The organism is Xanthomonas sp. NCPPB 3570 (genome assembly GCF_056725115.1).
The window spans coordinates 4,343,526-4,357,987 of the sequence record NZ_CM161513.1 but is presented as its reverse complement, the minus strand read 5'-3'; the positions used below and the strand labels follow the sequence as shown (position 1 = coordinate 4,357,987).

The 14,462-nt window shown below is 69.8% G+C and carries 18 protein-coding genes; 9 read left to right on the top strand and 9 right to left on the bottom strand.

Annotated features, from left to right (window positions below):
- Window positions 1-116 precede the first annotated feature (116 nt).
- The 6 genes from AC1PLR_RS18765 to msrB all read right to left on the bottom strand — a co-directional run bounded on the left by AC1PLR_RS18765 (window position 117) and on the right by msrB (window position 4,115).
- Entirely contained in the window at window positions 117-401 is a 285-nt protein-coding gene (locus AC1PLR_RS18765) for a DUF4031 domain-containing protein (RefSeq protein ID WP_010340278.1), read from the bottom strand.
- An 8-nt stretch (window positions 402-409) separates the two neighbouring features.
- Entirely contained in the window at window positions 410-934 is a 525-nt protein-coding gene (locus tag AC1PLR_RS18760) for a hypothetical protein (protein ID WP_481101941.1), read from the bottom strand.
- Between the two features lie 106 nt (window positions 935-1,040).
- Window positions 1,041-2,234, bottom strand: coding sequence for a flagellar motor protein MotB (gene motB / locus AC1PLR_RS18755; protein ID WP_481101940.1), 1,194 nt, complete (start codon window positions 2,232-2,234; stop codon window positions 1,041-1,043).
- A 7-nt stretch (window positions 2,235-2,241) separates the two neighbouring features.
- Complete coding sequence (gene motA / locus AC1PLR_RS18750; RefSeq protein ID WP_010340275.1) at window positions 2,242-3,096, bottom strand: flagellar motor stator protein MotA; 855 nt, start codon at window positions 3,094-3,096, stop codon at window positions 2,242-2,244.
- 113 nt (window positions 3,097-3,209) lie between these two features.
- The gene (locus AC1PLR_RS18745; protein ID WP_209247738.1) at window positions 3,210-3,611 is read right to left on the bottom strand and encodes a hypothetical protein; all 402 of its coding nucleotides are present in this window, start codon (window positions 3,609-3,611) and stop codon (window positions 3,210-3,212) included.
- Between the two features lie 39 nt (window positions 3,612-3,650).
- Complete coding sequence (gene msrB, locus AC1PLR_RS18740) at window positions 3,651-4,115, bottom strand: peptide-methionine (R)-S-oxide reductase MsrB (RefSeq protein ID WP_420008051.1); 465 nt, start codon at window positions 4,113-4,115, stop codon at window positions 3,651-3,653.
- 136 nt (window positions 4,116-4,251) lie between these two features.
- On the opposite strand from msrB, the gene AC1PLR_RS18735 reads away from it, so the two are divergent.
- Together AC1PLR_RS18735 and AC1PLR_RS18730 are read left to right on the top strand one after the other, a co-directional pair.
- Window positions 4,252-4,698, top strand: coding sequence for a hypothetical protein (locus AC1PLR_RS18735; protein WP_481101939.1), 447 nt, complete (start codon window positions 4,252-4,254; stop codon window positions 4,696-4,698).
- A gap of 123 nt (window positions 4,699-4,821) precedes the next feature.
- On the top strand, window positions 4,822-5,202 hold the full coding sequence (locus AC1PLR_RS18730) for a baeRF12 domain-containing protein (protein ID WP_010343256.1): 381 nt from the start codon (window positions 4,822-4,824) through the stop codon (window positions 5,200-5,202).
- 24 nt (window positions 5,203-5,226) lie between these two features.
- Here AC1PLR_RS18730 and AC1PLR_RS18725 read toward each other — a convergent pair whose 3' ends face one another.
- Window positions 5,227-5,706, bottom strand: coding sequence for a winged helix-turn-helix transcriptional regulator (locus AC1PLR_RS18725; protein WP_010343257.1), 480 nt, complete (start codon window positions 5,704-5,706; stop codon window positions 5,227-5,229).
- 136 nt (window positions 5,707-5,842) lie between these two features.
- On the opposite strand from AC1PLR_RS18725, the gene AC1PLR_RS18720 reads away from it, so the two are divergent.
- Both AC1PLR_RS18720 and alr read left to right on the top strand, forming a co-directional pair.
- On the top strand, window positions 5,843-7,150 hold the full coding sequence (locus AC1PLR_RS18720; RefSeq protein WP_481101938.1) for a D-amino acid dehydrogenase: 1,308 nt from the start codon (window positions 5,843-5,845) through the stop codon (window positions 7,148-7,150).
- Complete coding sequence (alr, locus tag AC1PLR_RS18715) at window positions 7,129-8,202, top strand: alanine racemase (protein WP_481099120.1); 1,074 nt, start codon at window positions 7,129-7,131, stop codon at window positions 8,200-8,202. Before AC1PLR_RS18720 ends, alr begins: the two co-directional genes overlap by 22 nt.
- 48 nt (window positions 8,203-8,250) lie before the next feature.
- Here alr and AC1PLR_RS18710 read toward each other — a convergent pair whose 3' ends face one another.
- Window positions 8,251-8,820 (bottom strand): DUF3016 domain-containing protein, encoded by a 570-nt coding sequence (locus AC1PLR_RS18710; RefSeq protein ID WP_010343260.1) that lies wholly within the window; start codon window positions 8,818-8,820, stop codon window positions 8,251-8,253.
- Window positions 8,821-9,011: 191 nt separating this feature from the next.
- Here AC1PLR_RS18710 and AC1PLR_RS18705 point away from each other — a divergent pair, with 191 nt between their 5' ends.
- The 5 genes from AC1PLR_RS18705 (at window position 9,012) to AC1PLR_RS18685 (ending at window position 13,782) form a co-directional block, all read left to right on the top strand.
- Entirely contained in the window at window positions 9,012-9,482 is a 471-nt protein-coding gene (locus AC1PLR_RS18705) for a hypothetical protein (RefSeq protein WP_010343261.1), read from the top strand.
- 19 nt (window positions 9,483-9,501) lie between these two features.
- Window positions 9,502-9,747 carry a hypothetical protein gene (locus AC1PLR_RS18700; protein ID WP_481099118.1) on the top strand — a complete coding sequence of 82 codons (246 nt, stop codon included), beginning with the start codon at window positions 9,502-9,504 and terminating at the stop codon, window positions 9,745-9,747.
- Window positions 9,748-9,908: 161 nt separating this feature from the next.
- Window positions 9,909-11,909 (top strand): PAS domain-containing hybrid sensor histidine kinase/response regulator, encoded by a 2,001-nt coding sequence (locus tag AC1PLR_RS18695; protein WP_481101937.1) that lies wholly within the window; start codon window positions 9,909-9,911, stop codon window positions 11,907-11,909.
- A gap of 143 nt (window positions 11,910-12,052) precedes the next feature.
- The gene (locus AC1PLR_RS18690) at window positions 12,053-12,373 is read left to right on the top strand and encodes a DUF3247 family protein (RefSeq protein ID WP_209247723.1); all 321 of its coding nucleotides are present in this window, start codon (window positions 12,053-12,055) and stop codon (window positions 12,371-12,373) included.
- A gap of 74 nt (window positions 12,374-12,447) precedes the next feature.
- The gene (locus tag AC1PLR_RS18685; RefSeq protein ID WP_481101936.1) at window positions 12,448-13,782 is read left to right on the top strand and encodes a PQQ-dependent sugar dehydrogenase; all 1,335 of its coding nucleotides are present in this window, start codon (window positions 12,448-12,450) and stop codon (window positions 13,780-13,782) included.
- Between the two features lie 274 nt (window positions 13,783-14,056).
- On the opposite strand, the gene AC1PLR_RS18680 is transcribed toward AC1PLR_RS18685, so the two are convergent.
- Window positions 14,057-14,320 carry a hypothetical protein gene (locus AC1PLR_RS18680; protein ID WP_371182978.1) on the bottom strand — a complete coding sequence of 88 codons (264 nt, stop codon included), beginning with the start codon at window positions 14,318-14,320 and terminating at the stop codon, window positions 14,057-14,059.
- Between the last annotated feature and the right edge of the window lie 142 nt (window positions 14,321-14,462).

Here is a 14,462-nt window from a genome sequence, read left to right as displayed (position 1 = left end):
CCGGCACGGAAGGTGTGCCGTAGGAGCGGCTTCAGCCGCGACAGGCGTTCCCGGGAACGCCTGTCGCGGCTGAAGCCGCTCCTACGAAACGCGTGGCGGCGAACGGGCCGCCCCGGTCACTGCGCCTCGCCCCGCGCCTGCGCACGCGCATTGCGGATCAGCGCTTTCAGCAGTTCGCGATCGCTGTGCCGCGAGACCGGCACCGCACCCAGGCGGATCGCTTCGTCGCGCAAGGCGGCGGGCACGTCGTAGTGCGCGCCGCTGAGCTTGTTCTGGAAGGCGCGGCGGGGGATGCCCAGTCGCGCCGCCATGGCGTGCAGTTCGTCCAGCGTGTCGGCGAGCAGGTGGCCCCAGCGCTGGCCGCGCCAGGGATGCACCGCATCGTCGATGTAGACCGCCACGCGCCAGGTCAGGCCGGCTTGTGCGTGCCGTCGGCATCCGCCGCGGGTTCCGCGGTGGCGCTGCCGTCGGCTTCGGTCGGCGCGGCATCGTCCGTCTCCGCCGCGGCGTCCGCGTCGGCCCCGTCCTCGTCCGCATCCTCCGCCGCGCCATCGCCCGCGGCGAACTCGGCAACCAGCGCGTCCAGGTACTCGGTCGGGGTCTGGCCGGCCTCGGCCGCCAGCGCGTCGATCATCTGCTGCAGCTGCACCGAGTAGTCCAGGGTGATGGTGTTGCCTTCCTGCTCCTGCAGGTTGGCCAGGTGCTTGAGCATCGCCAGCATCGGCACCGGATTGTCGGCATTGCCCATGGTCTGGCCGCCGACCGACAGCAACCACTGGCGACCCTGCAGGCCGATCGCAGCCAGCACGCGGCCGCTCTCGTTCTGCAGCACGGCGTGGTTGGCGATGGGCTGCTCGCGGCCCAGGCGGGCAAAGGGACGCGGCGACTGCTGCTTCTTGCGCTTGTCGCGCTTGGCTTTGGATTGCTTGGACACGGCGGTCTCGTTGGCGAAGTGGCGGCCATTGTAAGCGCCGCGCCGTGTGCGGTCCCGCCGGCGCCTGTCTGCCTGGCCGCCGGCGGCACAGCGAGCGCTGCTGCGATCAGCGTGCGCTGGTCGCCTCGGTGCCGCCGGCGCCGGCGGCAGCCGTCACCGGCGCCCCGCCGTTGATGCTGCGCAAGGCATCGCGCGCGGCGGCGGCGGCCGCCTCCGGCGAAGTGGTGCGCGGTTCGACGATCTGCACCGAGGCCTTGCCGGAGGCCGCGGCCGGGGCCGTCGGGGCAGCGCTGTTCGCGGCGGCAGGCGTCGCCGCGGGCGCACCCTTGCCGGCGGCCGGCGCGGCGGCCGCTTCGGTCGCTGCCGCGCTCAGGTCCGGCACCTTGGTGTCGGCGTCGGGCTGCACCGTGCCCAGGGCGACGCTGTGGTCGCCATCGGCGGTGGCGGCGTCCTCGGCATCCTTGGTCATCACCACGATGCTGATGCGGCGGTTGATCGGATTGTTCGGCACCTGCTTGTCGAACAGCACCGAGGAGGACAGCCCGACCACGCGCGAGACCTTGTCCTCGCCCATGCCGCCGGCGACCAGCTCGCGGCGCGCGGCATTGGCGCGGTCCGCGCTCAGTTCCCAGTTGCTGTAGCCGTTCTTGGCGCTGTACTGGGTGACGTCGGTGTGGCCGGTGATGCTGATGTGGTTGGGCACCTGATTGATGAAGCCGGACAGCTCGTGGAGGATGCCGCGGGTATAGGGCTTGAGCACCGCGCTGCCGAGGTCGAACATCGGCCGGTTCTCCTTGTCCACGATCTGGATGCGCAGGCCGTCCGGGGTCAGGTCCAGCAGCAGCTGGTCCTTGAACGGTTCCAGCGCCTGGCTCTTGTCGATGGCTTCCTTCAGCTCCTGCATCAGCGTTTCCAGGCGTTGCTTTTCCTTCTCGCGCTGCGTGGTCTTGCTGTCGTCGCCCTTCAGGCTCTTGCTGCCGAACGGATCCTTGTTGTTGCCGCGCTGCATCTCGCCGGCGCCGCCGAGCTTGATCATCGAGGTGCTGGCGCCGCCGGGGCCGGCCATGCCGGGACTCGGCGCCGGGCTCTTGCCGGCCAGCGGACTGGGATTGCGGAAGTATTCGGCGATCGCCGCGCGCTGTTCCTTGGTGGTGGCCGCCACCAGCCACAGCACCAGGAAGAACGCCATCATCGCGGTCACGAAGTCGGCATAGGCCACCTTCCACGCGCCGCCGTGGTGGCCGCCGCCCTGGACCTTCTTGACCCGGCGGATGACGACGGTGGATTTGGTCTCGGCCATGACCGCGTTACTTGATCGTCTTCAGATGCGATTCGAAGTCGGCGAAGCTCGGCCGTACGTCGGTCGGCAGGGTCTTGCGCGCGAATTCGAGGGCGATCTTCGGGTTGTAGCCGCGCAGGCAGGCCAGCAGCGCGGTCTTCACCGATTCGAAGATGCGGCTGTCCTGCTCGGCGCGCGCTTCCATCGCCGCCGACAGCGGCGCGACGAAGCCGTAGGCCAGCAGGATGCCGAGGAAGGTGCCGACCAGCGCCGCGCCGACGTGGTGGCCGATCTCCTCGATCGGGCCGCCGATCGAGCCCATGGTGATGACGATGCCCAGCACCGCGGCGACGATGCCGAAGCCGGGCAGGCCGTCGGAGACCTTGCTCAGCGCATGCGCCGGCGCCATCGCTTCGTGGTGGTGCTTCTCCAGTTCCAGTTCCAGCAGCGGTTCCAGTTCGTGCGGCTCGATGTTGCTGCCGATCATCAGGCGCAGGCAGTCGGTGATGAAGTCGAGCAGGTGATGGTCGGCCAGCACCTTGGGGTAGTTGCCGAAGATCGCGCTGTCGGCCGGCCGCTCGACATGGTCTTCTAGGGCCATGAAGCCGTCGCGGCGCGCCTTGTTCAGCAGTTCGTAGATCAGGGTCAGGGTGCTGCGGTAGTCGTCGGCCTTGTACTGCGGGCCCTTGAACACGCCCAGCACGCCGCCAATGGTGGCCTTGACGATCTTGCCCGGGGTGCTGACCAGGAACGCGCCCAGCGCTGCGCCACCGATGATCATCAGCTCGTACGGCTGCCACAGTGCGCCAAGTTTGCCGTGCGACAGCACGTAGCCGCCGACCACGCTGATGATGACGACGATGAAGCCAACGATGATGAGCATGGCGGAGCAGCCTGCGGGCCGGAACGGGGACGCTCTAGATGTCGGCCCGGCGCCGCCGTTCTGAAGGTGTGAACCGTGCCGGGTTTTTGGCGGCCCCGCGGCGGCCCGCCCGCTCAGCCGGTCATGCCGCTGTCATGCCGGACGCATTTGAGCGTCTCGCCCAGGCCTGCCAGGGTCAGCGTCGCCTGGTCCGGCTGCGCCTGCAGAAAGACATTGCCCAGCGCATCGGTGTAACGCGCGCCGGTGGCGGCACCGGCATCGGTGCGCTGCATGTCCAGGCGGGTGCCGCGCACCTGCAGCGCCAGGCGCTCGCGCGCCGGATCGGCGGCCGCCTGCACAAGTTCCTCGCCGCAGCGCCACTGCATGGGCAGGGCATCGGCCTGCAGGCCAGGTGCGCTGGCGGGCGACGGCGCGGCGGCGACGGGCGCGGCCTGTGCCGGCGGCGGGGTGGGGCTGCGCTGGCAGGCGCCCAGAGTGAGCGGCAGCAGCAAGAGGGGAAGCAACGAGCGACGCATACCGATGGTCTCCCTGTGGCGGCGCGGCTGCGCCGGGAATCAGGCCGGTTCGGTCTCGCCGCCGCCGCGGTGCAGCGGGTTGGGCAGCGCCTGGCCCTGTTCGGTGAACTGCAGCGAGACCGAATTCAGGCAGTGGCGCTCGCCGCTCGGCGGCGGGCCGTCCGGGAACACGTGGCCGAGATGGCTGTCGCAGCGGGCGCAGACGATCTCGGTGCGGATCATGCCGTGGCTGGTGTCGCGTAGTTCGCGCACGTGGTCGGGGTGGTAGGGCGCGAAGAAGCTCGGCCAGCCGGTGCCGGAATCGAACTTGGCGCTGGAGCGGAACAGCGGCAGCCCGCACAGCCGGCAGGTGTAGACGCCCTCCAGCTTGTTGTCCAGGAACACGCCGCAGAACGGCGCCTCGGTGCCGTGCTGCAGCAGCACCCGGCGTTCCTCCGCGTTCAGTCCGCCGATCAACTGCTCGCGCTCGGCAGCGGTGGGAGGCGTGAGGTCGAATCGGCTCATGGCGTGGCCCGTGGCGGAAGAGGGGAAAACAACATGAGGGCTGTACCGGGCGGATCAAGCGCACCGCGTGGCGTCGACGCGGCCGGATCGATGCGCTAGCGTGGAATGCTCTTGCCGGCCCATCGATGGAGCCACCGTGAACCGCTTGCTGCCCTGCGTTGCCATCGCCCTGCTCGTGCCGGCGCTTGCCGCCGCGCAGCATCTTCAGCCAGTCCCCGGCGCACCGGCCAGCGATCGCGACGCCAACACCCTGCGGTCCGCACCGGCGCCGGCGCCCTCGGTGGCCAGCCGCCTCGACGAGCGTCCGTCGGCATCGGCCTCCGCTCCCAAGGCGACGCCAGTCCCCTCCAACCTGGACGACCGGCCGCAGGGGCAGGCCAAGCGCAAGCGCGCGGCCAGCCAGGCGGTGCCGGCGGCCGCGGTTGCCGACCCGTCCGCACGCCGCCCGGTGCGCCTCTACGACCGCCGCGGCCAGCTGATCCCCGGCGCGATGCAGGTCGGGCCCAATCGCGCGCTGGATACGCGCACCGGCCGTTATTACACCACCGTGCCCAGCGGCGACGGGGTGCGCATCCAGGACTGAGGCGCCTGGGCGCGGGCGGCGAACGCGCGGCGAACGCCGCGTGGCCGCCATCCTCACAAATCGGTTCCTAGACTGGCGGACCGGCCGCGACTGCCGCGGCGCCATGTTTTCGCAGGAGAACCGATGAGCAAGCTTCCCGACAACACCCTGATCGTCGTCGCCGACCGCACCACTGCGCGCCTGTTCCGGGTCAACCTGGCCGGCGAGACCGCGCTGCTGGAGCAGACCGAAGTGCTGAACCCGACGCCCATCGAGGGCGTGGAGGACGGCGACCGGCCGATGACCATGGATGAGGCCGGGTTCGTGCGGCAGATCGCCGAGCGGCTGTACCAGGACGCGCTGCGCGGGCAGGTCGAGCACCTGATGCTGGTCGCCGATCCGCACACGCTGGGGCAGTTGCGGCCGCTGCTGCACAAGGAGGTCCAGAAGCGGGTGGTGGCCGAACTGGCAAAGAACCATGCCAATTCCTCGCGCGACGACCTGGAGAAGCTGCTGGTCTCCTGACCCGCACGCATCCGCGCGGAACGCTCAGTCGGCGATCGGCAGGCTGAGCGTTTCCTTCACTTCTTCCATGACGATGTAGCTCTTGGACTCGCGCACGTGCGGCAGGGTCAGCAGGGTGCTGCCCAGCAGCTTGCGGTAGGACGCCATCTCGCTGATGCGGGCCTTGAGCAGGTAGTCGAAGTCGCCCGAGACCAGGTGGCACTCGAGCACGTTGGGCAGCTTCAGCGCCGCACGGCGGAATTCCTCGAAGATGTCGCCGGATTTGTAGGCCAGGCTGATCTCCACGAACACCAGCAGGCTGGCCTTGAGGTAGTGCGGGTCCAGCCGCGCGTAGTAGCCGGTGATGGCGCCGTCGCGTTCCAGCCGGCGCACCCGCTCGGTGCAGGGCGTGGTCGACAGGCCGACCCGCTCGCCCAGTTCGGTGAAGGAAATGCGCCCTTCCTGCTGCAGGATGCGCAGGATCTTGCGGTCGATCTTGTCCAGTTCGCGGGGGCGTGCGGCCATGTGGGCGGGTCTCAGGGGTTTAGCCTGCAGGGCCGGCAGAAGTCAGGGGAAAATTCTGGGTTGCGCTGCCTATACTGCACCGAACTTCTGCCCTGGTGCCATCCAGCCAGGGAATTGATCCAAGCGGAGTAGGCGCATGCGGGTTCTGGTTCTCGGCAGCGGTGTGATCGGCACGACCACGGCGTGGTACCTGGCCCGCAGCGGCTGCGAGGTGACGGTGGTCGACCGCCAACCGGCGGCGGGGCTGGAGACCAGCTACGCCAATGCCGGGCAGGTCTCGCCCGGCTATGCATCGCCATGGGCGGCGCCGGGGGTGCCGCTGAAGGCGCTGAAGTGGCTGTTCCAGCGCCATGCGCCGCTGGCGATCACGCCCACGGCCGACCTGCAGCAGTACCTGTGGTTGGCGCAGATGCTGCGCAACTGCACGGCCGAGCGCTATGCGATCAACAAGGCGCGCATGGTGCGCCTGTCCGAATACAGCCGCGACTGCCTGGACCAGTTGCGCGCCGAGACCGGCATCGCCTACGAAGGCCGCCAGCTCGGGACCACCCAGCTGTTCCGTACCCAGCAGCAACTGGACGGCGCGGCCAAGGACATCGAGGTGCTGCGCGAGTACGGCGTGCCCTATGAACTGCTGGACCGCGCCGGCATCGCCCGGGTCGAGCCGGCCCTGGCCAGCGCGCCGGCCAGCCTGGTCGGCGCGCTGCGCCTGCCCAACGACCAGACCGGCGACTGCCGCCTGTTCACCCAGCGCCTGGCGGCGATGGCCGCCGCGGCCGGCGTGCAGTTCCGCCAGGGCGAGACCATCGAGGCGCTGCAGGCCGATGGCGACCGCATCGACGGCGTGCGCATCGGCGGCCGGGTGGAGCGCGCCGATCGCTACGTGGTCGCACTGGGCAGCTATTCGCCCGGCCTGCTGGCGCCGCTGGGCATCCGCCTGCCGGTGTACCCGCTGAAGGGTTATTCGCTGACCCTGCCGATCCGCGACGCGGCGCTGGCGCCCACCTCCACCATCCTCGACGAGAGCTTCAAGGTGGCGATCACCCGCTTCGACGCGCGCATCCGCGTCGGCGGCATGGCCGAACTGGCCGGCTTCGACCTGTCGCGGCCGGCGCGTCGCCGCGCCACCCTGGAAAAGGTGGTCAACGACCTGTACCCGCGTGGCGGCGACCTGGCCGCGGCCGAGTTCTGGACCGGGCTGCGCCCGGCCACCCCGGACGGCACGCCGGTGGTCGGCGCCACCGGCTACCGCAACCTGTTCCTCAACACCGGCCACGGCACGCTGGGCTGGACCATGGCCTGCGGCTCCGGTCGCTACCTGGCCGACCTGATGGTCTCGCGGCAGCCGCAGATCAGCGGCGAGGGCCTGGACATCTTCCGTTATTCCCGCGGTTCCGCCGCGTCCGTTGCCGAGGCCGTCGCGTGCGCCCAGCCCGTGCAGTGATCGATCTCGGCGCGCTGCGCCACAACTACCGCCTGGCCCGCCAACTGAGCGGTGGTAAGGCGCTGGCGGTGGTCAAGGCCGATGCCTATGGGCACGGCGCGGTGGCCTGCGCGCGCGCGCTGGACGGCGAGGCCGACGGCTTCGCGGTGGCCTGCATCGAGGAGGCGCTAGAACTGCGCCAGGCCGGCATCGCCGCGCCGATCCTGTTGCTGGAAGGCATCTTCGACGCCGATGAACTGCCGCTGGTCGCCGAACACCGGCTGTGGTGCGCGGTGGCCTCGCCCTGGCAGGTGGAGGCGATCGCCGCCTTCGCCGCGCCGCAGCCGCTGTGCCTGTGGCTGAAGCTGGACAGCGGCATGCACCGGCTGGGCCTGGCGCCGGACGAATTCCGTGCCGCGCATGCGCGGCTGAGCGCGCTGCCGCAGGTCGAGCGGCTGGTGCTGATGAGCCACTTCGCCCGTGCCGACGAACTGGACAGCGCGCGCACGCGCGAGCAGGCGGAGGTGTTCCGCCAGGCCACCGCCGGCCTGGCCGGCGAGACCAGCCTGTGCAACTCGCCGGCGCTGCTCGGCTGGCCGGAGTTGCGCAACGACTGGGGACGGCCGGGGCTGATGCTGTACGGCGCCGACCCGTTCGCCGCCGCGGCCACGCTGCCCGGCGAACTGCGCCCGGTCATGACCCTCCAGTCCAGGATCATCTCGGTGCGCGACATCGCGCCGGGCGAGCCGGTCGGCTACGGCGCGCGCTTCGTCGCGACGCGGCCGACCCGGGTCGGGGTGGTGGCGATCGGCTATGCCGACGGCTATCCGCAGTTCGCGCCCAACGGCACGCCGGTGCTGATCGACGGCGTGCCCGGCGCACTGATCGGACGCGTGTCGATGGACATGCTGACCGTGGACCTGACCGACCACCCGCAGGCCGGCCTCGGCAGCGAGGTGCGGCTGTGGGGCGAGCAGCCACGCATCGATGCGCTGGCCGGGCGCTGCAGTTCCAGCGCCTACCGTTTGCTGTGCGGCCTCAAGCGCGCGCCGCGCGTCTATCTCGACGCATGAGCCAATGGCTGACGGCGCCGGCGCGATGCCGACGCCGCGCGCGGGGCCTCAGCGCTCGGCGACCGTGCTGTCCTTGCGCAACTGCCGGCGCAGCCACTCGTCGAGCATGCGCTTTTCGTAGCGCAGCGGATCGGTGCTCAGGCCGACCGAGCTGTTGTACAGGTAGCTCGGGTCCATCAGTTTCGGCTGGCCCTGCGCCAGCACCTGGCCGTCGGCGCCGTACAGGGTGAAGTCGAAACTGATCCGCGGCGGGTACAGGTCGCGCATCACCCGTACGTCGTTCCAGTTGGGGCCGTGCCACGGCTCGAAGTCGCCCGCGCGCTTGATGTCGGTCAGCTTGATGTCCAGGCGCTGCCCGGGCTGCAGTTGCTTGGCCGCCTGCTTCTGCAGGTAGGCGGCCAGGTCCTGTACCCAGTCGCCGCGTTCGGCTTCCCAGCGGTTGCGGCTCTGCCGCAGTTCGCTGAAGGTGGCCGGGTCGGCCCAGCTCACCTGCACCGGGCCATCGCTGGCCAGGCTGCGCGGCGCCTGCGGGTCGGTGACGTTGCGGATCTCGGCGGAGGCGCCGCCTGCCCACAGGCAGGCAACAGCCAGCGCCGTCCAGGCATAGCGGATCTTCATGGCGGATCTCCAGGAGGCGTACGCGCAGTGTGTGCCTGTGCCGGCGCGGCCGCAATCGCGGCGAGCCGCGCGGCGGCGACCGTTGACCGCGGATTCATCCGCCCGGCATGACGGACGGCTCACATCGCCTCGCCGCCTGCTTCACGGCGCGCGCGGGAGCATGGCAGCCACTCGAGCACGACGGGGATCGCATGAAGACGCCGCTGTTCCACCAGGCCCACACCGGCAGCGATGTGCGCCTGCAATTCATCGACTGGGCCAAGCGACACGGGCACAGCCCGGCCAGCGGTGCGGCCGCGTTCGTCGAGCATCAGGCCAACCTGGACGAGGCGGCACGCCAGTTGCGGCTGAATCCGGGCGACGACGTGCGGCATCTGCTGCGGCGCTACCTGGTCTCGCTCGGCGAGGCGCAGGACGTGGCCGTGCAGTTCCCGCCCAGCTACCACTACCGCAGCCCGCAGGGGCAGAGCTTTCGCTACACGCTGACCCTGGTGCTGGCCGAGGACGGTGTGGAGTGGAAGGCGCGGGTCTGGACCGGCCTGGAGTACCTGGGCCTGATCGTCGGCCGTGGCGCCGGCCCACGCGCCAACTACACGCGACTGGCGCGGATGGCGGTGGAGCACGAACTGGCCAGCGACGCACCGCGTTTCACGCTCGGCTGAGCAATTCAGGAACCTTGGCATGTCCGTCGTCAGCGCCCCCGAGCGAATCGTCGTCCCAGAAGATTTCCGCCGACAATGCCGGCAGTTGGGGCCGGCGCGCGTGCAGCAATTGTTGGAGGCGTCGCCGCCGCCGTGGCGCGAAGAGGCCGAGCGCTGGCTGGAAGAGCAGGCCTTGCGCAATGCGCGCTTGACCCAGTGGATGGTGCTGGCCGGCATCGGTCTGTCGCTGCTGGGCATCGTGCTGGTGATCGCCTTCTATTGGTGACCGCTGGGCGACGGCCGGTCGGTGTGGCGGCTTGACGTCGGCGGAGTGGCTTAACAAGATGGGCGTTCCGCCTCGCCGTTCCTAGCGCGTCGTTGTTGCGCCGCGGATGCCGGGCACTGTCTTCATCCGTTGCCGTAGGCCGCTTCCAGAGCTACTCCGTCATGCATGCCAGTCCAGACTCCACCGCGTCTTCGTTCGTGCAGGCGACGGACCTGCAGTATCGCGAGATCTTCGACAAGATCGATTCCGGCTTCTGCGTCATCCAGATGCTGTTCGAGGGCGAGCGCGCGGTCGATTACGTGTTCCTGCAGGTCAATCCGGCCTTCGAGCGTGAGACCGGCCTGCGCGATGTGGTCGGGCGGCGCATGCGCGACATCTCGCCGACCCACGAGGAGCACTGGTTCCAGCGCTACGGCGCGGTCGCGTTGACAGGCCGTCCGGACAAGTTCGAGAACTTCGCCACCGCGCTGGATCGCTGGTGGGCGGTGGATTCGTTCCGCGTCGGCGCGCCGGAACTGCGCCAGGTCGCCGTGCAGTTCCTCGACATCACCGAGCGCAAGCGGATGGAGCGCGACCTGGCCGAGAGCGAGGCGCGCTTCAGCGCGCTGGCCGAGGGCCTGCCGATGCCGGTATGGGTGCTCGACGCCCAAGGCGAATTGCGCTTCACCAACACCGCCTATGCCGAGTTCTTCGGCATCGATCTACACGCCGACGGGGTGCGCCCGGGCTGGGGCGACGTGCTGCATCCGGAGGACGTGGGCGTGTTCGCCTACGAGCTGCGCAGCGCGCTGCACGACCAGCGCAACCTGCGCGCACTGGTGCGCGCGCGCCGCCACGATGGCGAGTGGCGCTGGCTGGAAATGACTGCAGTGCCGCGGTATGCCGCCGAGGGCCAGTTCATCGGCCTGGCCGGCAGCAGCCCGGATGTGACCGAACGCCGCGACATCGAACTGGCGCGCGAGCAACTGCTGGAATCCGAGCGCAGCGCGCGCAACGCCGCCGAGAGCATGGCGCGGCTGAAGGACGAATTCCTGGCGACGCTGTCGCACGAACTGCGCACGCCGCTGACCACCATCCTCGGCTGGAGCGACCTGCTGCTGCAGCGGCTGCCGCCGGGCGACCCGAGCAGCAAGGGCCTGTCGGTGATCGCCAGCAGCGCGCGCGCGCAGCAGCGGCTGATCTCGGACATGCTCGATCTCAGCAGCATGCTGCTGGGCAAGGTGCAACTGGAAGTGGAGGCGCTGGACCTGGCCGAGCAGGTGCGCGAGGCGATGCGTGCGCAGGAGCCGGTGGCCGAAGGCAAGGACCAGGCGCTGACCCTGCAGGCGCCCTCGCAGCCGTGCATGGTGCTGGGCGACGCCACGCGCTTGCAGCAGGTGTTCTGGAACCTGCTCTCCAACGCGATCAAGTTCACGCCCGCGCATGGGCGCATCGCCCTGGCGATCGAACTCGAGGACGATGGCGAGCACGTCAGCGTGGCCGTGCGCGATTCCGGCGACGGCATCCCGCCGGAATTCCTGCCGCATCTGTTCGGCCGCTTCCGCCAGGCCGACAGCACCACCACGCGCCTGCACGGCGGCCTCGGCCTGGGCCTGGCGATCGTGCAGCAATTGGTGGAGATGCACGGCGGCCAGATCAGCGCGGCCAGCGAAGGCCGCGGCCGCGGCTCGGTGTTCACCGTGCGCCTGCCGCTGCACCGCGACGCGCCGGGTTCGCGCCCGCTGCGCGAAGTGCGCGCGTTCGCGATGGCCGAGCAGGTGGTCGAGGCGTATTCGCTCAAGGGCGTGCGCCTGCTGGCGGTGGAGGACCAGCCGGACATGCTCGACTACCTGCGGCGCCTGCTCGAGGAGCAGGGCGCCGACGTGGTCGCGGTGGGCTCGGCCAGCGAGGCGCTGGAGGTGCTCGACGGCGGCGGCCATGCCGCGATCGACGTGATGGTCACCGACATCGGCATGCCTGGCATGGACGGCTACGGCCTGATCCGCACCGTGCGCGAGAACATGGGCCTGGGCGCGGACGACCTGCCGGCGGTGGCGGTGACCGCGCTGGCGCGTGCCGACGATCGCCAGCGCGCGCTGCAGGCCGGCTTCCAGGAGCACCTGGCCAAGCCTTACAGCGTGGCGCAGCTGGTGTCCGCGGTGCGCTTCGCGCGGCAACGCTAGGGAGCGTCCTCGATCGACGGACATGCCGCGCCCGCGCGAGCCAGCACGACATGTGCGGCAACCGAGCGGATGTCCCGGCCCTCTTGTCCGCTGGCTCACGCAAGCGGCGCTAGGCTGCAGCGGTCCCCACACGGAGTCCGCCGATGACCCAGTTTGCCGAGCGTATCCACACCGACCAGGCGCAGATCCAGGCGCTGGAAGCGTTGATCCTGCAACTGCCCGGGCAGGCGCATGTGCGCATCGAATTGCACGATGGCAGCGTGTGCTTCGGCACCGTGTCGGTGCGCCCCAGCATCCAGCAGTTCCGCGACGCCGAGGGCAACGAGGGCAGCAATGCGCAGGTGCGCATCGACGACCTCGACGACCCGGCCCGGCATCGCTATCTGTGGCTGGACCAGATCCGCAGCGTGCGCCAGCTTCCCCCACGGCCCTGGGATGTCGATCCGCGCGACGCCGCCTCTTGACGCATCTTTCACTTTTCGCGCGGCGTGGCTGGGCATCATCGGCGTTCCCCCGTGTTCCCGGATATCCAAGACGCATGGCCATGTCTTCGCCGATTCGTGCCCGTTGGGTGTTGTGTGCACTCACTGCCGCCCTGCTCGCCGCCTGCGGCGACACCGCCAAGCACGCCATTGAGGACGGCATGGGACCGGATCCGGTGCTGCCGGATCCGGTCAAGCGCATGATCCCCACGGTGAAGGTCGCCGAGGTCAAGCGCTGGGCCGATGGCGCCGCGCCGGTGCCGGCCCCGGACCTGGCGGTGCAGGCGTTCGCCCGCGACCTCGACCATCCGCGCTGGCTGTACGTGCTGCCCAATGGCGACGTGCTGGTCGCCGAAACCGCCGAGCCGCCCGCCCCGGAAAAGGAGAGTAGCGGCCTGCGCGACAAGATCCAGGGCGCGATGATGTCCAAGGCCGGCGCCAGCGTGCCCAGCGCCAACCGCATCACCCTGCTGCGCGATGCCGACGGCGACGGCGTCGCCGAGGTGCGCACGCAGTTCCTCAAGGGCCTGTATTCGCCGTTCGGCATGGCCCTGGTCGGCGACCGCCTGTACGTGGCCAATGCCGATGCGCTTGTCAGCTTCCCGTACAAGGATGGCGATACCCAGATCACCGCCGCGCCCAGCTTTGTCGCCAACCTGCCCGGCGGCATCAACCACCACTGGACCAAGAGCCTGCTGGCCAGCCGCGACGGCAAGAAGCTGTATGTGGGCGTCGGCTCCAACAGCAACGTCGCCGAGAACGGCATGGACCAGGAGCTCAACCGCGCCGCGATCCTGGAAGTGGACGCGGCCAGCGGCGCCACCCGCGTGTTCGCCAGCGGCCTGCGTAACCCGGTGGGCCTGGCCTGGCAGCCCGGCACCGACACGCTGTGGACCGTGGTCAACGAACGCGACGAACTCGGCAGCGACCTGGTGCCCGATTACCTGACCTCGGTGCGCGAGGGCGGCTTCTACGGCTGGCCGTACAGCTACTACGGGCAGCATGTGGACGAGCGGGTGCAGCCGCAGAACGCGGAGATGGTGGCCAGCGCGATCAAGCCCGACTATGCACTGGGCCCGCACACCGCCTCGCTCGGGCTGGCCTTCTACGAGGGCGCACTGCTGCCGCCGACCTACCGTGGCGGCGCCTTCATCGGCCAGCATGGCTCCTGGAACCGCAACCCGCCGTCCGGCTACAAGGTGATCTACGTCCCCTTCGTCAACGGCAAGCCCAGCGGCAAGCCGCTGGACGTGCTGACCGGCTTCCTCGACGCCGAAGGCCGCGCGCAGGGCCGCCCGGTCGGCGTGGCGGTGGACAAGCCCGGCGCGCTGCTGGTCGCCGACGATGTCGGCAACATCGTGTGGCGGGTGACGCCCAAGCCGGGCAAGTGACGGCAGGCGTTGTCGGTCGTAAGAGCGGCTTCAGTCGGAGAATTTTTGAATCCCGTCGCGGTTGAAGCCGCTCCTACCAAAGTCATGGTCACGCGGTGCGGCACAGGATCCACGTACTTCGCACCCCTCTGTGCTTGGAGGAGGATGCGGATGCACTCGTAGCACTCGTAGGAGCGGCTTCAGCCGCGACCTGGGCATTGCCGAGAACGCCTAGGTCGCGGCTGAAGCCGCTCCTACACCGCAAGTTCGGAAGGACGACGCCAACCGGCTGGCGTCAGTGCTCCACCGGCGCCGGCTCCACGCCGAACCGGCGGGCGTAGCCGCGTTCGTCGAACACGCGCTGCACTTCGCTGTCGCCCAGTTCCGGCGCCGCATAGACGGCGTAGACCACGCTGCCGTCGTCGCGTGCGCCGCGCTGGTGCAGGCGGTAGCGCGGGCGCCCGGTGCCGGTGTTCTCCGGGTAGTGCAACGGCGGCTGGCTGCCATCCAGATCCACTTCGCTGTTGTCGACGACGCCGCCGATGAACACTGCGCGCATGCTGCCTCTCCAGTCATTGGGTGCCTTGCAGCCTAGGCGCGGCGATGTTGCCGAAACATCAATGATGCGTTGGATTCGCGCAAAACCGGGCCCGCCGCCGGCTGCCGGTAGAATGCGCGTCCCTGTTCCGACGACCACGCCC